The 20,327-nt window shown below is 48.5% G+C and carries 13 protein-coding genes; 2 read left to right on the top strand and 11 right to left on the bottom strand.

Annotation, left to right across the window (positions count from 1 at the left end; translation table 11 throughout):
* A partial coding sequence (sprA, locus tag VIM87_RS18930) for a cell surface protein SprA (RefSeq protein WP_331998508.1) occupies positions 1 to 3,535 on the top strand: 3,535 nt, incomplete at its 5' end.
* Between the two features lie 195 nt (positions 3,536 to 3,730).
* Here sprA and VIM87_RS18925 read toward each other — a convergent pair.
* From VIM87_RS18925 to dprA, 9 genes are all read right to left on the bottom strand, one after another.
* Entirely contained in the window at positions 3,731 to 5,239 is a 1,509-nt protein-coding gene (locus tag VIM87_RS18925; RefSeq protein WP_331998507.1) for a malate:quinone oxidoreductase, read from the bottom strand.
* 121 nt (positions 5,240 to 5,360) lie between these two features.
* The gene (locus VIM87_RS18920) at positions 5,361 to 5,522 is read right to left on the bottom strand and encodes a hypothetical protein (RefSeq protein WP_156093025.1); all 162 of its coding nucleotides are present in this window, start codon (positions 5,520 to 5,522) and stop codon (positions 5,361 to 5,363) included.
* Between the two features lie 132 nt (positions 5,523 to 5,654).
* Entirely contained in the window at positions 5,655 to 6,410 is a 756-nt protein-coding gene (locus tag VIM87_RS18915; RefSeq protein ID WP_331998506.1) for an SDR family NAD(P)-dependent oxidoreductase, read from the bottom strand.
* Between the two features lie 106 nt (positions 6,411 to 6,516).
* Positions 6,517 to 8,436, bottom strand: coding sequence for a PKD domain-containing protein (locus VIM87_RS18910; protein WP_331998505.1), 1,920 nt, complete (start codon positions 8,434 to 8,436; stop codon positions 6,517 to 6,519).
* A gap of 131 nt (positions 8,437 to 8,567) precedes the next feature.
* A complete protein-coding gene (locus VIM87_RS18905) occupies positions 8,568 to 11,213 on the bottom strand; it encodes a PKD domain-containing protein (RefSeq protein WP_331998504.1) in 2,646 nt (881 codons plus the stop codon).
* Between the two features lie 42 nt (positions 11,214 to 11,255).
* Entirely contained in the window at positions 11,256 to 12,050 is a 795-nt protein-coding gene (locus VIM87_RS18900; protein WP_331998503.1) for an alpha/beta hydrolase, read from the bottom strand.
* Positions 12,034 to 13,698, bottom strand: a complete 1,665-nt coding sequence (lnt, locus tag VIM87_RS18895; protein ID WP_331998502.1) for an apolipoprotein N-acyltransferase — start codon at positions 13,696 to 13,698, stop codon at positions 12,034 to 12,036. The genes VIM87_RS18900 and lnt overlap by 17 nt, the downstream gene beginning before the upstream one ends.
* A 184-nt stretch (positions 13,699 to 13,882) precedes the next feature.
* Entirely contained in the window at positions 13,883 to 15,355 is a 1,473-nt protein-coding gene (gene guaB, locus VIM87_RS18890) for an IMP dehydrogenase (RefSeq protein WP_331998501.1), read from the bottom strand.
* A 133-nt stretch (positions 15,356 to 15,488) separates the two neighbouring features.
* Positions 15,489 to 16,604, bottom strand: a complete 1,116-nt coding sequence (gene dprA / locus VIM87_RS18885) for a DNA-processing protein DprA (RefSeq protein ID WP_331998500.1) — start codon at positions 16,602 to 16,604, stop codon at positions 15,489 to 15,491.
* A 45-nt stretch (positions 16,605 to 16,649) separates the two neighbouring features.
* Here dprA and VIM87_RS18880 point away from each other — a divergent pair, with 45 nt between their 5' ends.
* Positions 16,650 to 17,456 carry a 5'-nucleotidase, lipoprotein e(P4) family gene (locus VIM87_RS18880; protein ID WP_331998499.1) on the top strand — a complete coding sequence of 269 codons (807 nt, stop codon included), beginning with the start codon at positions 16,650 to 16,652 and terminating at the stop codon, positions 17,454 to 17,456.
* Between the two features lie 183 nt (positions 17,457 to 17,639).
* Here the strand turns inward: VIM87_RS18880 and VIM87_RS18875 are convergent, their stop codons facing one another.
* Both VIM87_RS18875 and VIM87_RS18870 read right to left on the bottom strand, forming a co-directional pair.
* Positions 17,640 to 19,520, bottom strand: a complete 1,881-nt coding sequence (locus tag VIM87_RS18875; protein WP_331998498.1) for an OmpA family protein — start codon at positions 19,518 to 19,520, stop codon at positions 17,640 to 17,642.
* 172 nt (positions 19,521 to 19,692) lie between these two features.
* Positions 19,693 to 20,274, bottom strand: a complete 582-nt coding sequence (locus tag VIM87_RS18870; RefSeq protein ID WP_414649656.1) for a 7-carboxy-7-deazaguanine synthase QueE — start codon at positions 20,272 to 20,274, stop codon at positions 19,693 to 19,695.
* Positions 20,275 to 20,327 lie beyond the last annotated feature (53 nt).

Below are 20,327 nucleotides of genomic sequence, written 5' to 3'. Positions count from 1 at the left end.
CCGCCGCATTGGCAATATCCCGGATTTTAAGTCCATACGTTTTATGCGTATGTTCCTGACCGGCTTCCAGGATTCTGTGGTAGTGCGTTTTGGCAAGCTGGACCTGGTGCGCAACCAGTGGCGCCGTTATATGTATAAATTACAACCCGGCGATCCGGTGCCCATTGACGAAAGCACCAAGTTCAATACCACAGCGGTGAACATTGAGGAGAACGCAAAACGTAGCCCCATTCCGTATGTAATACCGCCGGGCGTAACCAGGCAAAACACCATCAGCACCAACAATACCACCTTGCAGCTGAATGAGCAAGCCCTTTCCATGCAGGTCTGTGACCTGAAAGATGGCGATAACCGCGGCATTTATAAGAACCTGGGCCTGGATATGCGCCAGTATAAAAGGCTGCAGATGTACATACACGCAGAAGCGGTGAATAACCCCACCACCCTGAAAGATGGTGAGCTGCGCGCCATTGTTCGTTTGGGCAGCGACTTTACCAATAACTATTATGAATACCAGATACCGCTGAAAGTAACGCCCTGGAGCACCTCAACAGATGCTAACGTCATATGGCCGGAAGCAAATAACCTGGACCTGGAGCTGGCCAAGCTGCCTAATCTGAAACAGCGCCGCAACATGTGCGATACCTGCTCGCCCGTTCTTCCTTACACGGAAGCAGACGGTACCAACTTTCTGAGCGTAGTAGGTAACCCCAGCCTGGGCGATGTAAGAAGTGTAATGATAGGCGTGTATAATCCTAAGAACGATGGGCTGTCAAAATGTACCGAAGTATGGTTCAATGAAATGCGCCTGACGGACTTTGATGAAAAAGGTGGTTATGCAGCGATGGCCCGTATGGATGTGCAGCTGGCCGACCTGGGTACGGTAAGCGTATCCGGTAACATGCACACGGCCGGTTTTGGCGCTATTGATCAGCGGGTGAATGAACGTTTCCGCGATAACTATCTGCAATATGATGTAGCGGCCAACCTGGACCTGGGTAAGCTGCTGCCTAAGAAAGCAGGCATTTCCATACCGGTATATGCCGGTTACTCACAGGCTGCCAGCAACCCGGAATATGATCCGTATGACATGGATATTAAGCTGAAAGATAAGCTGCGTTTGGCGCGTACCTCCGCCGAGCGGGATTCCATTAAACGGGATGCACAGGACTATACCTCTATTAAGAGCCTGAACTTTACCAACGTACGTAAGCTGAACCAGGGTAAGCCCAAGCTGAAAATATGGGATATAGAGAACTTTGACATCAGTTACTCCTTCTCCCAAACCAACAGCCATAACCCGCTTATTGAAAACGACATTCTTACCAAACACCGCGGGGGCCTGGGTTATAACTATGCCGGCCAAAGCAAGTTTATTACGCCGCTGAAAAAGCTGCTGGGTAAATCCAAAACGCACTGGCTGGATCTGATCCGCGACTTTAACATAAACTACGTGCCTTCCATCATCAGCTTCCGGGCGGATATTACCCGGCAGTTCGGCGCCACGCGCATCCGCAACGTGGGCAGTGATGGGTTGTATAAGCTGCCGGAAACCTATAACAAGTACTTCACCTTTGACCGTTATTATGGTTTAAAGTGGGACCTGACCCGCAGCCTTACCATTGATTTTAACGCGGTAACCAATACCCGTATTGATGAACCGGATGGCCGTATTGATACCAAGGCTAAGCGGGATAGTGTGCGCCATAACCTGTTTAAGTTTGGCCGTACCACCAACTACTTCCATTCCGCCAACGTTACGTATACGCTGCCTACCAGCAAGCTTCCGCTGTTAAGCTGGACTAACATTGCATTAGGCTACAGCACGGAATACCGCTGGACCGGCGCCAGCCGCCTGGCACTGGAGCTGGGTAATGCCATTGAGAATACGCAGAACAGAACCGTGACCGCAGAATTTAAGTTCTCCGAGCTGTATAATAAATCCAAGTTCCTGCGCAAGGTTACGGGCAACGGATCTTCCGGTAATAACAATAACCGGAACAATATGCAGAACCAGAATATGCAGGGCAACCAGAATAAACAGCAACAACAGCAGCAGCAAAAGCAGGAAGAGGAGGAGTTGCCGGCCCTGGTAAAAGCAGCGCTGAAACCCCTGCTGTCTGTAAAACGCATTGCCATTAACTATTCTGAAAATTCCGGCACCCGCTTACCGGGTTATATAGATAGTACCAAGATCCTGGGTATGAACTGGGCCTCTATGGCGCCGGGCTTAGGCTTTGTGTTTGGCGCCCAGCCTAATAAAGCCTGGCTGGATAATTTTGCCAAGAAGGGATTAATTACGCCGGATACGCTGTTCAACGTGCAGTTCCAGCAGCAGTTCACGCAGCGGCTGGATGCGCAGGCGCAGCTGGAGCCCATACCCGATCTGCGTATTGACCTGAACATCACTAAATCATTTACCAAAACACATACGGAGCTGTTCAAAAATGCTACGGATACATTGGGTAATGTGCTGGGTTTTGAACACCTGAGCCCATATGATGCAGGTGGGTTTGAGATCACTTATATAGCTATACAAACGCTGTTTGGCAAGATCGATGCGCAAAGCGGTATGTCTACCACCTTCCGGAACTTTGAGAACTACCGGCTGGCTATTTCCAAACGCCTGGCTGCGCAAAACCCGTATAACCAGGGCGCACCTACGCAAAACTCCAAAGACCCTACTTATTACTATGGTTACAGCCGTTATGCGCAGGATGTATTGATACCCGCTTTCCTGGCAGCTTACACCGGTAAAGACCCGGAAAAGATAGGCCTGCTGAAGCAAAGCAATTCCAATGTACGCAGCAATCCGTTCAGTAACTTTATACCCAAACCTAACTGGCGTGTTACCTATAACGGCTTAACCAAGCTGGAACCCTTCCGTAACATTTTTACCAACTTTGTGCTTACGCATGCCTACACCGGTACGCTTAGCATGAACTCCTATAACACGGCGCTGTTCTACGAGGATCCGCGCCTGGCAGGGTACCCCGGTTTTATAGATACGGTATCCGGCAACTACATTCCTTACTTCCTGGTGCCCAACCTGACCATGACCGAGCAGTTTGCGCCGTTGATAGGTTTTGATATGACCTTTACCAACAGCCTGAATGCCCGCCTGGAATTCAGGAAAAGCCGCTCCCTGAGCTTAAGCCTGATAGACTACCAGCTAACAGAGCTGCGCTCAACCGAAATAATACTGGGTGGCGGTTACCGCATGCGGGGTTTCCCCTTACCATTCCGGGTAGGAAAAAATGGCGGCAAGAAATTAGAAAACGATATGAACTTCCGCCTGGACCTCAGTTACCGCGATGACCGGACGGTGAATAACCGCCTGGATGCGGACCTGGTGATACCCACCAGCGGCCAGAAGGTGATAGGCATAGCCCCGTCTATTGATTATGTGGTGAATAACCGTTTGAACCTGCGTTTCTTCTATGACCGAAGGCAAACCATACCGGTAATATCCACCGCCTATCCCATTACCAATACCAGGGGCGGGCTTACACTGAGATTTATGCTAGCGCAATAAAGTGGGGCACACCTTAAAAATAATGTAAAATCATAAATGTAAAATTTCAAACCGAGGAAGGAGGTTCATAGAGACCATTTAAAGACTTTATGAACGAGATAAATGTAAAAGTGGAATGCAGCGATTAGGTCCAGATCGGACTTCGCTGCATTCCACTTTTACATTTATGATTTTAAATTTTACATTTTACATTCTTTACTTCACCTCTACTTCCTCCTCCACATTCAGCTTCAGCACCTGGCCGGTCCAGCTGCGCATTTCATCACACAGGCCGGGCGTATCTGCCAGCTTTTTCCCGTAAGAAGGGATCATTTCTTTCAGCTTGGCCTTCCACTCCGGCGTGTTCATCTGCGTTTTAAAGCAGCGGTTCAGCAGGTCCAGCATAATGGATACAGCGGTTGATGCGCCGGGCGATGCACCCAGCAGGGCCGCGATAGTACCATCTGCAGCGCTCACCACTTCGGTACCAAATTCCAGTACGCCGCCGTGCTCAGGATCTTTTTTAATGATCTGTACCCTTTGCCCGGCAGTTTCCAGGTCCCAGTCCTCCATTTTGGCCTTTGGCACAAAAGCGCGTAAGGCTTCCATACGATCTTCCGGCGACTGGCGCACCTGCTCTATCAGGTACTTGGTTAAGGGAATATTATCAAAGCCCGCTGCCAGCATAGGGCGGATATTGTAATATTTAATAGATAAGGGCAGGTCCATGAAAGAGCCATGTTTCAGGAACTTGGTGGAGAAACCGGCGTAAGGCCCGAACAGCAATGCCTTTTTACCATCGATCACCCGGGTATCCAGGTGGGGCACCGACATGGGCGGTGCGCCTACTGCTGCTTTACCATACACCTTGGCGGCATGCTGTTCAATAACTTCAGGATTGTTGCAGATGAGCCACTGGCCGCTTACCGGGAAACCGCCAAAACCCTTGCCTTCCGGTATGCCGGATTTTTCAAGCAAAGGCAGTGAGCCGCCGCCGGCGCCTATAAATACAAATTTGGTTTTAAGCGTGCGTTTTTTACCGGTAGTGGCATTCTTTACGGTAATGGACCAACGTCCGTCCTCATCCTGCTCAATATCACGTACCTCGTGCGCGGTATAGATCTTTACACCCTTCTGATTATACAGGTAGGTGCACAGCTGCCGGGTAAGCGCGCCAAAGTTCACATCGGTACCGGCTTCCATGCGGGTGGCAGCTACCTTTTGTTCAGGATCGCGGCCTTCCATTACCAACGGCATCCATTTGGCAAGGGTAGCATGATCTTCTGAGTATTGCATGCCTTTGAACAATGGATTGCCTTCCAGTGCTTTCTGGCGCTGTTGTAAGTACGTTACATTGGGCCCGCCCCATACAAAGCTGATGTGGGGTACGCTGCGTATAAAACTTTCCGGGGATTTAATATAACCACCCTGCACCAGGTAGGCCCAGAATGCTTTGGAAACTTCAAAAGACTCTGCAATTTTAGCGGCCTTGGAACCTTCAACCGTGCCATCCGGCTTCTCAGGGGTGTAGTTCAGCTCACAAAAGGCGGAGTGCCCGGTGCCTGCATTATTCCACGCATCTGAACTTTCACCGGCAATAACATCCAGTCTTTCAAAGATTTCAATGGTCAGTTCGGGTTGCAATTTTTTCAATAACACACCCAGTGTGGCGCTCATGATCCCGGCTCCAATTAACACAACATCAGGCGCAGCTTTTGAAGACATATATTAAAAGGTATTATTTACGATTTTCCGCCGCAAAATTAATAGGAATATGCCTAAAACAAAACAGTCCCGGCCATAAGCGCGGGACTGTTAACAAATTCTTTTCTCTACTTCTCATACCTCAACTGTAGCTCAGGGAGTAATCAGCTTCACCGCCCCAGGCCTTACCCATGGCCCAGCGGCCATATTTGTTCTGCCTGGATCTGTCGGCGTAAAAGCGCCACTCCTGTTTCCACCTGGGATAGTACAGGCGTAATAATAGAATAGTTACAAATGTTAGCATAGGGATTTTCGATTATAGGATTATAGGATAGTTAGTTAGTCTCGAACACTGTAACGGAAAAATTAAATTGTTTAAATATGAATCGTTTCAAATATATTCAAAATACGTAACCTGTAAAATAACATGTTCATGTTAATTTCTTTGGTAATAGTATGCGCTTGCCTGTTGCAGCGGTGTTATTTCCAGGTGGTTTATACATACATGCGGGGGCAGGGTAGTGCAGTAAAAGATCACATCTGCCACATCCTCAGCGCTTAAGGGTTTTAAACCCTTGTATACATCTCTGGCTTTATCCTCATCGCCCTTAAAACGTACTACGGAAAATTCTGTTTCAGCAGCGCCGGGGCATACATTCGTCACCTTTATACCAAAGGGCAGCAGGTCTATACGCATACCTTGTGAAATAGCATCTACCGCCGCCTTGCTGGCACAGTATACATTGCCTTTGGCATATACCTGGTTGCCTGCAATAGATCCCAGGTTAATGATATGGCCCTTGCCCTGCGCCTTTAACCAGGGTATTACCGTACGGGATACATACAGCAGCCCTTTTACATTAGTATCCAGCATGGCGTTCCAGTCGTCTGTGCTGCCTTCATCAATCGTACTGAGGCCTGCGGCCAGCCCGGCGTTGTTAATGAGCACCTCCACTTTTTTCCAGGCCTCCGGTATGGCTTCCAGGGTGCTGGCCACGGTTTGCTCCTCCCGCACATCAAAAGTAAGCGGCAGCACTTTAATGCCGTATTGCTGTTCCAGGGATGTTTTTAGCTCATCCAGCCTTTCCTGCCGGCGGCCGGTAATAATAAGATCATGTTTATGTTGGGCAAATTTTTCAGCACAAGCCTTTCCAAATCCAGCGGTAGCACCGGTAATAAGTATGATTGCCATGGGATCTTAGATTTTAGATTTACGATCTTAGATTTAATGAAAGCGGCCCATTATCTATGGTTTCCGGCACAAATCTAAAATCGTAAATCTAAAATCGTAAATAAATTCATCTTATCAGGGTAACTGTGCCGCTTTTGGAAACGGTTTGCCCGCCCAGGTCCTTGCCCTGTAAGATCCATACATAGGTGCCCATAGCAGCGGTTTGCCCGTGCACAGTGCCATCCCAGCCGGTACGGAAGTCGGTGGAGGAGTACACCAGCTGGCCCCAGCGGTCGTAAATGCGGAAGAAATCGTATTGTACAATACCCACCGGTATAAACCGGAAACGGTCGTTCTGCCCGTCGCCATTGGGGGTAAAGGCATTGGGTATGTAAATGTCGGGGCCCAGGTAATATTTTACGTTCAGCGTGTCGTAACCTACGCAGCCCTGCTGGTTCGATACTTTAAGCAGGAATTGTATATCCTTATCATAATCCAGTATGGGATCGGCAATGCCTGCATTATTCAGGCCATAGGGAGGCGTCCACTGGTAAAACTCACCGCCGCTGGCATGCAGGGGCAATAGCTGCCCGCGCGCCAGTATGGTATCGTTGCCGGCATAGGGTTTTACTTCGTACACAGTCAGGTTTAAGGTGGAGGTTTTCGTACAGCCTTTATCCGTATCCAGCGAAAGGGTAATGGTATATACCCCGCCTTCCGGGTACTGCATATTCACCTGCTTGCCGCTGGCTGTGGCATTGGGCATGCCCAGGTCCCAGCTGCGGGTCAGGATATTACCGTATGTGTAGGAAGAGGTGTCCCTTAAAATAATAGGTTCCCCGGCGCAAATACCTGTTACGGTGAAGCCTGCACGTAAGCCCGGGTAGTTATTAATGGTGCCGGTGCTGCTATCCACACAGGGCAGCCCGCGGTTCACCACCAGCTTAATGGGATAGCTGCCGGTATCGGGGTAAGCGTGGTAAAATACTTTTTTGTCGTAGGTAATGGTATCCGTACCATCCCCAAAGTTCCAGTAGTAGCTGGAGGTAAAACCGGCGTTGCTGAAGTTGGGTATGGCTACACGCAGGTCGGCCGTATCGGTGCAGTTGTTCAGTATATCCTGCAGGTTGGCCCGCACGGCGGATTTACAGCTGAACACCGTGAGCAAAATATCTTTATGATGGGTGCCAATATACTTTTTTGTTACACGGTCATATTCAGTAACACATACGGATACTACAAACTTTCCTACCCGGTTAGGGGTGCCGGTAAGCAGCCCCTTGTTATCAATAGATATAACGGGAGCACCACCCATAGGGTCGGCGCCCGAATAGGGCGGTATGTAATTCACAATGTCATCATACGGTGGCGGATTGGTGGCATTGCTTTCATTCCTGGCCGCACCACCGGTTAAGGCGCTGCAAAGGCTGTAGGTTAAGCTGTCGCCATCAGGATCGGTGGCGGCATAATCGTACCGGAAAGCAAAGTCGGCACAGATCACGATCGCCACATCTTTACTAAAATATGCGCTGTTATTATTAGGGCGGCTTTCCGTGCCGGGAATGGTAGTATAGTAGGTGCTGCCTTCCTGTTCTGAATTGTAAATGTTGGCCAGCTTCTCACCCCGGCAGCAGCGCTGGTACGCCACATAATAACCGCCATAAATGGGCGGCAGCTCAATGGTATCGCGGTAAAAGGCAGCTTCCAGGTGTTGTGTTTGCGGGGTAAGGCAGGGATTCTTAAGGGTATCGAACAGCTGTTTTGTTTCCTGTATGTATAACAATACCGGTGCTATGGCCCGCTGCCCGGATGCGGTGTATACATTCACCGAAACAGGATTCTCAAAACGGTCCAGGCATCCCTGCCGGTCGCCGCAGGTGAAATCAGCATCGCGGTAAAGCTTTAAGGTAATAAGGTAGCGGTATTGGCCTGTAACGCTGTTATAGGCTACGGTTTGATAATAGATCTCCCCGCCAATTATATGGTAAGCAACTGCTACAACGTGGATCAGGCAGCAGCCAAAAACGAGTAGGAGGAATTTGCTCATGAAGTATAGCACAGGCGCTCTCTGAATGTACTAAAAAAATAGCAATCCAGGAAAAGAAATCGACGAATAGGAAAAGGCGGAAATGCAATAGTGGAAAGCGATAGCGGGGATTTTACCTCTTACGTTTTTTTCTAACGTATAAGCGTAACAGTACCTTTGCGCAGCAGGGTATTGCCGTGAATATCCTGGCCCTGTACCACCCAAACATAGGTACCTACCGCAGCCGGATGTCCGTTCACCGTACCATCCCAACCCTTCAGATATTCCGTATTGGAATACATGGCTTTACCCCAGCGGTCAAATACACGGAAGAAATCCATATGCACAATACCTACCGGCAATGGGCGGAAGATATCATTTTGCCCATCGCCATTGGGAGAAAAGGCGGTGGGTATGTAAATATCCGGGCCTACAATAAAACGCAGGTGAATGTCATCGGTAGCGTAGCAGCCATCAACCGTATATACAGTAACGGTGTAGGTAAAATCGCGGTTAATGTTCGTAAGGGGCGTATCTATATTCGGATTGTTCAGGCCTTCGCCGGGCGTCCACAAATAGCGGCTGCCGCCGGTGGCGTGCAGGCGGAAAGGCTGATCCTTGATAAGAATAGTATCGTTGCCCGCAAAGGCAGGTACAGGCGGCGTTACGCCTATCTGCACCGTATCATTCACCGGCTTGGGGCAACCCAGTATATCCGTTACCGTTACAATAAAATCAGTAGTGGTTAATGGTTTGGCAAGGGTAACTGCACGTGTAGGGGTGGAAAGTACGGCAGTGGGCGTCCAGGTGTAGGACGAGCCGCCGCTGGCCCTCAGCGTTACCGCATCGCCATAGCAGATAGTGGTATCCTCGCCGGCATAAGCGTGGGGCGGATCTACTACTTTAAAGTTGATGGTATCACGGGATGAGCAGCTGCCCAGCGTAACCTGTATAGCATAGGAAGCTGCCGGTGGCGGCGGCACAACGGAAGTGGTGAGCGCATTGCCCACCACATTGTTGTTGGCCAGGTTTAGCCAGGTGAACTGGTAAGCGCCGTCTGTAATTGCTTTAAGCTGCAATGTATCACCGGTACATACCGTGCTGTCGGGCGATGTACGTACGAGCAATGTATCTTTCACGTCAATGGCTACACGCTGGCTGTTCACACAGCCGGTATTATCTGTAAAGGTTACGGTATAAGCTGTATCTACTTTAGGATTCACAATAGGTGTTGCAGTATTGGCGCCGGTAATAAAATAATGGCTGGGTGTCCAGGCATAAGTGCCGGGCTGCAGGCTGGATGCACGCAGCTGCAATGCATCATTATGGCAAAGTGGTGTATCGCTGGTGGTAGTTAAAGGTGGCTTGTCGTAAATGGTAACAGTGTCGTAATAGGTACGTTCACAGCCATTTTTGGTACGCACCAACAGCTCTACATTATACTTACCGGCAGCCGGGTATTGATAGGTGGGATTGTTGGCTAGCAGCGCTGTATCATTCGTAGCATTGGTATCGCCAAAATCCCAGCGGTAATAGTCAATAACATCCGTTCTGCTGCTGGTGGTGGATGTGTTGCGGAACTGTGTGGGTTTGGTGGTGCATAAACCGCTTACGGAGAAATCCGGGTTAAATAAGGGATATACGTGTACAATAGCAAAGGCGCTGTCGCCGCAGCTGCTGGCACGGTCCACGATCAGTTTTACATTGTAAGTGCCTTCCTGCCTGTAAGTATGTTTTAAAGTATCTGTGCTGGTAGTGGTAAGGGTATCGCCATCGCCAAAATCCCAGAAGTAGGTTTTACCGGGTGTGCTGTTATTCAGGAAGTTAACGGTTAAGCCGTTGCAGTCTGCATATTTATCGGGCATGGCGGCTGTTACCAAACGGGTACAGGTAGTAACAGTTACGTGAAAATCCTTACGGTGCACGCCTAACAGCTGGTTACCACGGTATTCTTTTACACATACGGTAATCACATACTTGCCGGCAGGCGGCGCTATACCGGATATAACACCGGTTTGCGGGTTAATGGTAGCGGCATCGCCCAGCGGTTTTTCCCCGTCATAAGGATTTTTATAAGGTACGCTGTTATAAGGAGGGCCAACTGCGGGTGGTGGTATACCGGTGTTGGTGGTTTGTCCGCCGCCGTATGCATCGCAAAAGCTGTATTCCAAACGGTCGCCATCAGGATCAGTGGCAGAAAAGTCATACGTGAATTTTTTGCCTGCGCATATCACCACTGCCTGGTCTTTGGCAAACACCGGGCTCGAGCTGCCAATGATGCCGTTGTTACGGCCCGGCAGTTCGGCAATATAAGTGGCGCCGTTACCCGGGCGGCTGTTATCGTTGGGTACGTGTGTATCTACAACGTTCTCTATAAAGTTATCACGGCAGCAGCTCTGAAAAGCAACGGTATATCCCTGGTCATTATCCGGTACGGTAATAGTGCCTTCAAAAATACCGATCTCAAAGCATACGCTGGGCGGGTTCACAATACAGGGATCTATGAGCGCAGAGCTTACGGTTTGTATAGGGCCTTTGCGGTCAAACTGGTAGTTGCCGGATTGGGCTCCGTTATCTTTACTATAGATGGTAAAATATACGCTGGGCGGCATCGCTGCAACATTGCCGCCCGGGTTACCGCATATGCGGAACAGCTTTAACGTAACCAGGTAATTGGTGCCGGTTCCATCGCCGGTTTTCCCTAAATATTTATAATACATTTCCCCGCCAATAATATGGGAAGCCTGTGCGGTGAACACACAGGCAAAACATATCATTAATAAGGTAAGGCGTTTCACTTAACGGGTTGAATGTATTTTTTCGGTTGAATGTTACGGTTGCTATTTACAAAACTCAATAAACTGTTGCAGTACCAGGGTGCTTTCCTGCGCCACTTCCCACATGCCCATATGCCCGGTATGCTCAAAAATATGGATGCTGCTTTTAGGCGGTAAGGTTACCTGGGGCAGCACACTATCCATAGGCACAGCAGTATCATCTTTTCCCATAATGAACAGTACGGGCGCTTGTATTTGCTGCAATACTGTTTTACGGTCCGGCCGTTGTATCATGGCTTCATAATAAGCGATCAGCGCTTCCACTTTGCATAACATGCCCATTTGCACCAACGCTTCTACCAGGGCAGGCTGCGTACTTTTTGTATGCGGACTGAACATGCCGGGCACTGCCTGCCGAACAAAGGCTTCGCTGCCATATTGTTCCATGAGCTTAATGGATTTGCGGCGGGCTTCTTTTTTCTCTTCCGTATCTGCGGCTGCAGTGGAGTGGAATAATCCTAAACCCTGCAGGTGCTGCGGATATTTTTCTGCAAATGCCAGCGCCACATAACCACCCATGGAATGTCCTATAACTGTTAACTTATCAATGCCTTCTGCTAACACTATCGCATGTACGAAATCCGCCATGCTTTCCATGCTCAGTGGTTGGGTGAGCGGTGAGCGGCCGCTGCCCGGCAGGTCTGGTGTTATTACGCAGTAATTTGCCTGAAGGTTGCTTTGCTGCTGCGCCCATACTTCACTGTTTTCGGGGAATCCGTGGAGCAGCATTACCGGTGTGCCTTTGCCTGTTACCTGGTAAGCTCCGCTGAATTTTGCATGGTTAAGTTCTTTCCACATATGCTTTCCTGTTAGTGAACCGTAGAACGATGGAGTATATCAGTAACAAGATACAAAATATCAGCGCTCCTTTTGAGATGAGATCACCATACCTTACATAGAACGTAAAAGTGGGGTCCGGTGTTACATTTGCTTTAATAACGGCTTCCTGCCAGTAAGGCTGCGGTAGCTGCAGATCTCCGGCTGGCGTAATAAAGCAGGAAACGCCGGTGTTGGCGCTGCGCGCAATCCAGCGTCTTGTTTCAATGGCGCGCAGGCGTGCATATTGCAAATGCTGGCGATGCCCTTCTGTGTTTCCCCACCAACCATCATTTGTTATAATGAATAACAGGCTGGCTCCCAGGCGTACATGTTCTGCCACAAACTCACCGTAAATAGATTCATAACATATAGTGGGAAATGCTTTAATGTGTTGAGTGTTATTTTCCAGTACTGCAACTCCGGGGCTGCGGCCATAGCTGCCGGTAATACCGCCCATATCCAGCGCCCAGTTCTCCATAAACTTCAGGTAGCGCGAGTAGGGGATCAGCTCCACACCCGGTACCAGCCTGGATTTGTGATATATCTGTATAAGGTTAGATGTATCTATTTGTAACCCTGTGTTAAAGGCATCGAAGTACATGCCGCCATTCATCGGGCGGGCGGAGTAGGGGGCTTCGTCTTTATTATTGTAACGTTTAAGCGTAGTGGCGCCGGTGATCAGCTTTGCATTGGGATATTGCTTTAACATAGCGCGTATGGCCTGCACGGCAGCTTGTTCATTCAGTTCATGTTCCCAGGCGCCATGCGGAAATAAAGCAGTTTCAGGCCATACAATATAAGCGGTATTGCTGTCGGCCATTTGCCGGGTAAGGCGCATAAATTTTTCAAGCTGCTGTGATTCTGCACCATCCGCAAACTTATCATAAGGGTCAATGTTGGGCTGTACTACCACTACAGAAAGCGGTTTGGGTCCGCCTTTAAACGGTTTGTGCATCCAATAGTTAACACCGGTTATTACGCTTAATATAAACGGTATAATAAAGGCGGCTGCAGGCTTCCAGCCTTCTTTCCAGAGAAAGGTGGCCACAGGCAGGCTGTATTGCTTGCGTTTTTGCCAGCATGCGTAAATGGTAATATTCACGATCAATACCCACAAGGTGCCGCCGCTGGTGCCGGTATATTCATACCACTGGATCCAGCCGGGGTGCATGGCAAATATATTACCTACGGTTAACCAGGGCCAGCTAAGCTCCCAGTTCAGGTGTATGTATTCAAACGTTAACCAATATACGATAAGCGCCAGGTAGCTCATGGTAGCGCCAAACCGTTTGCGCATGTTCTTAAAACCCAGCCAGGGCACCGTCATTATCAATGCGTTGGTTATATTGGCCAGCACACCGCTCATGGGCACCGGTGTATTACCTACCCACCAGGTAGTGCCCACATTCCATATTACCATGGCCAGGTATACGCAGCCAAAATAAGTACCGCGGTGTTGTACCAGCGTAGTTAAATGTAATAAGGGTATGAAAGCCAGGAATATAAGCAGGGTTAAGGGAGAGCTGGGCCAGGCCGCCCACAGCAGCAGGCCGCTTGCAAGGCCCAGTAACCAGGGAAGCCATCTATTGAAACTACGGTTAGCCATATATTGTGCAATAGTTTTCAAAAATAAGGTATTGATGTTAACAGCACGTGAAAAATCGATGGAGAGCAGCCAGCTACCGACAAACAAAAACTACAGCCGTGATCTTTAAACAAAAGAGCCGGGTTAGCGCCCGGCTCTTTGAATTTATAGTATGAACATTACACGTATACTTATTTTACCAACTGTTGCCTGTGTAGTCCGTTAATTACCTGCTGTAGTTCGGCGCTTCCTTGGTGATCACCACATCATGCGGGTGGTTTTCTTTTACGGTAGCAGCGGTGATCTTTATGAACTGTGCAGCCTGTAAAGCTTTCATATCTCTGGAACCGGTAAGGCCCATGCCTGCACGTAAGCCGCCAACAAACTGCATGATCACTTCTGATAAAGTACCTTTATACGGCACCCGGCCTACAATGCCTTCCGGCACCAGTTTCTTAATATCATCCTCATCCTGGAAATAGCGGTCTTTACTGCCTTCCAGCATAGCCTCTACAGATCCCATACCGCGGTAAGATTTAAACTTACGGCCTTCGTAAATGATGGTTTCTCCGGGGCTTTCTTCCACACCTGCAAAAATGGAACCTGCCATAATGCAGGATGCACCTGCTGCCAGGGCTTTCACCATATCGCCGGTATAACGGATACCGCCATCGGCAATCACCGGTACACCGGTTTTTTTGAGCGCTTCTGCAGCGTTCATGATAGCAGACAGCTGCGGAAAACCAGCACCGGTTACTACACGGGTAGTACAGATAGAGCCGGGGCCCACGCCTACTTTCACGGCATCAGCACCTGCATCTGCCAGGGCTTTGGCGCCTTCGCCGGTAGCTACGTTCCCTGCAATCACCTGCAGTTTTGGGAAAGCTTTTTTCAGTTTCTTGAGGCTGTTTAATACGGCTATGGAGTGGCCATGGGAGCTGTCCAGGCAAACTACATCCACACCTACCTGTATCAGTGCCTGTGCCCTGTCCAGGATATCCGGCGTAATGCCCAGTGCAGCGCCTACCAGCAGGCGGCCGTATGCATCTTTGATTGCGTTTGGCTGGCTGGTGAGCTGCAGTATATCACGGTAAGTGATGAGGCCTACCAGTTTTTTGTTTTTGCTTACAACCGGCAGCTTTTCAATTTTATTCTGTTGCAGGATCTTTTCTGCTTTCTTGAAATCAGTGCCTTCAGGGGCAGTTACCAGCCCGTCTTTGGTCATTACTTCACTTACCAGGCGTTTCATATCTCTTTCAAAGCGCAGATCACGGTTGGTAAGTATGCCTACTAAGGTATTATTATTATCAACAATGGGAATACCGCCAATGCTGTTCTCTTTCATGAGCTGTAATGCCTTTCCAATGGTAGCGGTAGCCTCCAGGGTAACAGGGTCCAGTATCAGCCCGTTCTCGCTGCGTTTCACACGGCGCACCAGCTCAGCCTGTTTTTCAATGCTCATATTCTTGTGCAGAATGCCTATACCGCCTTCCCTTGCCAAAGCAATAGCCAGGTTAGCTTCTGTAACCGTATCCATGGCAGCAGATACCATTGGTATGTTCAGCTTTAATTCCCGGGTAAGTTGGGTGGAGATATTTACTTCTTTCGGTAAAACTTCAGAATAGGCAGGCACAAGGAGTACATCGTCAAATGTAAGGCCGTCGTCTACAAATTTGGGTTTGGCTTTTCCCGCAGGCATGTTGCAATTATTTGTTGGTTTGGAAATAATTGCACGCAAATGTACGAGTATTTACCGAATTAGAAAAACGCGTTTTCTATAACAGCATAGAGCGTGTCTATATAACAAAGAATTAATCTGGATGAAAAGGGGCTTATCCTACAAACTGGTAGCGCTGCCCGGGCATGCTTTTAACCATGCAGTGCATTTCCAGGTTCATAAGCACATTATTCAGCTGGCTGCCAGGGATTTGGCTGGCCCGGCAAATATCATCGTAATGCTGTTCTGTTTTATCCTGGAAAATGGCTACCACGCGTTCTTCTTCGTGGCTAAGGGATACGAACATAGCGCGTTGCTGCACAGCAGGTATGGTTTTGGGTGTTTTTTGCTCCCATCCCATAACATCCAGTATATCAGCAGCATCGGTGATCAGGTGCGCGGTATGTGTTTTAATAAGCTGGTGGCAGCCGGCAGAGTGGGGATCGTTAATGCGGCCGGGGATGGTAAGCACATCACGGTTATAGCTGCTGGCTATTTGTGCGGTAATTAAGGAGCCGCCCCGCAGGCCGGTTTCTATTACCAGGGTGGCATCGCAAATGCCGGCTACTATACGGTTACGTTTGGGAAAGTTTTGTTTATCGGGATTGGTTTGGCTCATGAAATCTGTTAAAAGGCCGCCGTTTTCCAGCATGGCGGCTGCAACATTTTTATGCGCATAGGGATAGATACGATCCAGGCCATGCGCCAGTACGCCAATGGTAGGCATATTATGCTGCAGGGCTGTTTTATGCGCAATTACATCTATGCCATAAGCCATCCCGCTTACAATGGTGATCTGGTACGGCGCTAATGCTGCTATAATGGCTTCGCACATGGCTTTGCCATATTCGCTGGGCGTACGGGTGCCAATAATGTTAATAATGCGCGATGCATTGAGGTTGGTATTTCCTTTAAAATACAACAGCAGGGGCGCATCATAACAATCCTGCAACCTTTTCGGGTAGGCATCATCTGTATAAAAAACAGGCTGGATCTTATATTTTTCAATAAAACGTATTTCTTCCTCTACGCGTGCAAAGCCTGTAAATGCTTTAATTGCAGCGGCCCGTATGCTGCCTATTTCCGGTATTTTTTCCAGGGCCTGCCTGCTGGCTTTAAAAATGGCACTGGCGCTACCAAAATGATCAATTAATTTTTTTGCAAGCACGTCACCTATCTGGGGAATTTGAGTGAGGGCTATCTGGTGGAATAATTCTGAAGGTTCAAACATTGGATCACTATCTTTACCCTAATTTACACCTTTTCCCCTGGTCTCATGCACAAAAAAACAATTTTTATCACATTCATAATCGTACTAACGCTGGCCTGCAAAGCTCCGCAGCCTGCAATAGTACAAAGCCCGCGTACGGCTTTATTGCCCTATGGTGCAGCATGGGCTGCATTATGGCAGCAACGTTCAGCTGAATACAAAGCGTTATGTTTTCAGGCGTACAATACGGCCACCCAGCGTTTGAACGAGTATGTGCAGCAAAGCACAGATAAGCCTTTTGCCATTGTAACAGATATTGATGAAACCGTTTTAGATAACAGCCCTTATACCGTGCACACCGCTTTAACGGGGCAGGTTTATAGTGATAAAACCTGGCAGGAGTGGACGGCCAAAGCAGCCTGTGATACGGTACCCGGCGCACTTGCATTTCTAAAATATGCAGCTGCCAAAGGTGTACGGGTATTTTACATTACCAACCGCGCAGAAAATGAGCGTGCAGCCACTTTGCAAAACCTGCAGCGCTGGAATTTCCCTGATGCAGATGATCAGCACCTGTTATTAAAAGCATCCTCCTCTTCCAAAGAAACACGCCGTTTGCAGGTAGCGCAAACACACAATATCATAATGTTACTGGGAGATAATCTCGGTGATTTTGCAGCCTTGTTTGAAAAGCAATCTTATGCGCAAAGGGAATTGAATACAGAAAATGCTGCTGCATCATTTGGCAGCCGTTTCATTGTATTGCCTAATCCTATGTATGGCGATTGGTTAGGCACACTCATTAACTTTCAATACCAGCTTTCACCACAGCAGCAGGATTCTTTGTTGAAAAGCCAGCTCATAAATTATTAATTACGAATTATTCAATTACGAATTACGAATTGGTATATCGCAAAAAAAGTCCTGCGTCTTAATGAAGCAGGACTCTTTTTATTGCAGTATTAATTCGTAATTATTAATTTGTAATTCTATAGCAATCATCCCGTCCCACCAACCATCCGCTGCATTCAATTCGTAATTAAACAATTCGTAATTCTAAAGTGAGATTACCTTAAACTCCGTTCTTCTATTCTTCGCTCTGCCTTCTTCCGTACTATTATCCGCTACCGGCTGCGTTTCTCCGTAACCCTTAGCCCGCAAGCGTTCCGGCGCAATACCTTTTTGCGTAAGGTAAGTGACCACTGCTTTTGCACGGTTGGTAGATAACAGCAGGTTATCTTTATCTGCCCCTACATTATCCGTATGCCCGCTGATCTCTGTTACCAGGCCGGGATTATCCTGCATCAGCTTCACTAATCTATCCAGCTCAATTTCCGAAGCAGGCTGCAGCGTGAACTGTTTGCTTTCAAAGAAAATATTATGCAGTACAATAGTTGCATTAGCTGTAATAGGTTGTAAGGGTATATTCTTCTCCGGTGGTGTGCTGGCCTGTGCAGGCAGCGTAAAGTTATCAGAGTAAAATAAATAGCCTTTTTTGTTTACGTTAAAGGCATAGGCTTTCCCCACAGGCAGCGGCACCAGGTATTCACCGCTGTCATTGCTTTTCACTAATGCAGTAGTAAAACCGGTTGCAAGATCAGTAAGCTCCAGGTCGGCGGTAAGGCGCTGATGTGTGGTTGAATCATACACATAACCTTTCACGTATAAGGTAGGCAGGGGCCGTGCTTCCGGGTACAGCTCAAAGCTGTAAATATCCAGCGCACCGCGGCTATCTGTACGGTCAGAGGCAAAGTAAGCGGTTTTACCATCAGCAGCCACTACCAGGCTGGCATCTTCATCAATAGTATTAATGGGGTAACCCAGGTTAGTGGCCGGGCCCCAGCTGCCATCTGCCTGGCGGCGGCAGTAAAAAATATCCATACCGCCATAACCGGGATGCCCGTTGGATGAAAAGAATAAGGTTTGGTTATCCGCATGTATAAAGGGAGTGGTTTCCCGCCCGGGTGTATTAATATTAGGCCCTAATCTTTCCGGTGCGCTCCAGCGCCCGTTGGGCAGGTGTTTGGTCATGAAAATATCTGCACCGGCATTAGGCGTTTCCCGCACAAAGTACAGGGTTTGTTTATCTGCAGACAAAGAGGGTTGCGATTCCCAGTCGCGGGTATTAACCGGCAAGCCCAGGTTTTGAGGAGATTGCCAGCCGTCTTTGGTTTTAAGCGAATAATACAGGTCGCAGCTGCCTTTGCCATCGGGAAATTCACAACCGGTAAATACCAGCATCTGACCATCCTGGGATATTTGCTGCGCTCCTTCATTAAACGCGCTGTTCACCGGCTCGCCCATATTGGTAGCAGGCTTCCACTGGGTGCTATCGCGTTGTGAAATAAAGAAGTCTTCATTTTTGCCATTTACCCTGCGCGTAAAGATCAGCGTTTTATCATCAATGGTAAGACTGGGAAAGTATTCAGGGTCTTTGCTGTTGATCTGGTCGCCCAGGTTGTGCGGCTCAAAAGGCACTGGTTTGTTGGCCGATTGAATGGCAAACTCGTAGTTGGCTTTCAGCTTTACCGCATTTGGATTTTTATTTTTACTACCAGCCAGGTATTGATCAATGACCTGTAACGCATCTGCAAAGCGCCCGTTACCGGCCAGTGCGCGGGAATAGGCCAGCATGGCCGGGCGCAGCGCAGTGCTATCCAGCTGTTTCAGCTTTTCAAAACTGGCTATAGCCTCCGTATATTTTTTCAGCTGCACATAACTAATGCCCATTTGCCCGTATACATCGGCAAAATTGGGCTCTATACGCAGGGCTTCCTGTAAGAAGCGGATGGCTTCTTCATCCTGGTAGTTGCGGATGGCGTTAATGGCATTGTCAAAACTGGCCTGGGCCTTTTTCTTAGCCGTTTCATAGGTAACAACCTGTGCCTGCAGGTGCAGGCAAAAAAAGAGGATACAGCCGGTGAGTAATGATTTCATAATGTGCATATATGCAGATGTGCAAATGGATTAACGCGAATATATACATATTATTTCCTTACGCTATACAATGGGCCATTATAATATAAACCAGCACATTAGCATATCAGCACATTAGCACATCATTTCTCCTTCATCTGCACATCTGCATACTTGCACATCTGCACATTTATCAGGGCACATTAATATACTTATGTATTTGCAGGGAAAGCTCCCACTGCGGGTTGTCTTTGATGTAGTCAATGATCAGCGGGGTTATTTCAGCGGCTTTGGACCATTCCGGCTGCAGGTATAGCTTACAGTGTTTATTAACCTGTGCGGCATACTTCTCAGCCCAGGCAAAATCTGTTTTATTAAAGATCACTACTTTCAGCTCATGGGCCTGCCTGCATACTTCCGGCAGGGGCGCTTTAAATTTTTTGGGGGATAAGGTGATCCAGTCCCACTGCCCGCTTAAAGGAGAGGAGCCGGAGGTTTCCATATGGGTACGGAAGCCTTGCTTATGCAGCGTTTTGCAAAGTGTATCCAGGTTATGCATTAAGGGCTCACCACCGGTAATTACCGCAATACGGCCGGGGTGCTGAGCAGCTTCATTTACAATATCAGGGATGTTAATAAGGGGATGTTTGGCAGCATCCCAGCTATCCTTCACATCGCACCAATGGCAGCCCACATCACAGCCACCCAGGCGTATAAAATACGCGGCCCTTCCCTGGTGGTAGCCTTCACCCTGAATGGTATAAAAGCTTTCCATTACCGGTAAGGCAGTGGTGGGTGTATTATTATTGGTGGTTGCTATGGGCATCG

The sequence above is a fragment of the Chitinophaga sp. genome (assembly GCF_036569125.1).
Classification (GTDB): Bacteria; Bacteroidota; Bacteroidia; order Chitinophagales; family Chitinophagaceae; genus Chitinophaga.
Note: the sequence above shows the minus strand (reverse complement) of the source record. Positions and strands in the feature narration are given on the sequence as shown.

Bases quoted from the DNA above. Each gene is read 5' to 3' on its own strand.
- VIM87_RS18925 (WP_331998507.1), bottom strand. From the start codon at position 5,239: ATGTCTTCAAAAGCTGCGCCTGATGTTGTGTTAATTGGAGCCGGGATC.
- VIM87_RS18920 (WP_156093025.1), bottom strand. From the start codon at position 5,522: ATGCTAACATTTGTAACTATTCTATTATTACGCCTGTACTATCCCAGG.
- VIM87_RS18915 (WP_331998506.1), bottom strand. From the start codon at position 6,410: ATGGCAATCATACTTATTACCGGTGCTACCGCTGGATTTGGAAAGGCT.
- VIM87_RS18910 (WP_331998505.1), bottom strand. From the start codon at position 8,436: ATGAGCAAATTCCTCCTACTCGTTTTTGGCTGCTGCCTGATCCACGTT.
- VIM87_RS18900 (WP_331998503.1), bottom strand. From the start codon at position 12,050: ATGTGGAAAGAACTTAACCATGCAAAATTCAGCGGAGCTTACCAGGTA.
- guaB (WP_331998501.1), bottom strand. From the start codon at position 15,355: ATGCCTGCGGGAAAAGCCAAACCCAAATTTGTAGACGACGGCCTTACA.
- dprA (WP_331998500.1), bottom strand. From the start codon at position 16,604: ATGTTTGAACCTTCAGAATTATTCCACCAGATAGCCCTCACTCAAATT.
- VIM87_RS18880 (WP_331998499.1), top strand. From the start codon at position 16,650: ATGCACAAAAAAACAATTTTTATCACATTCATAATCGTACTAACGCTG.
- VIM87_RS18875 (WP_331998498.1), bottom strand. From the start codon at position 19,520: ATGAAATCATTACTCACCGGCTGTATCCTCTTTTTTTGCCTGCACCTG.
- VIM87_RS18870 (WP_414649656.1), bottom strand. From the start codon at position 20,274: ATGGAAAGCTTTTATACCATTCAGGGTGAAGGCTACCACCAGGGAAGG.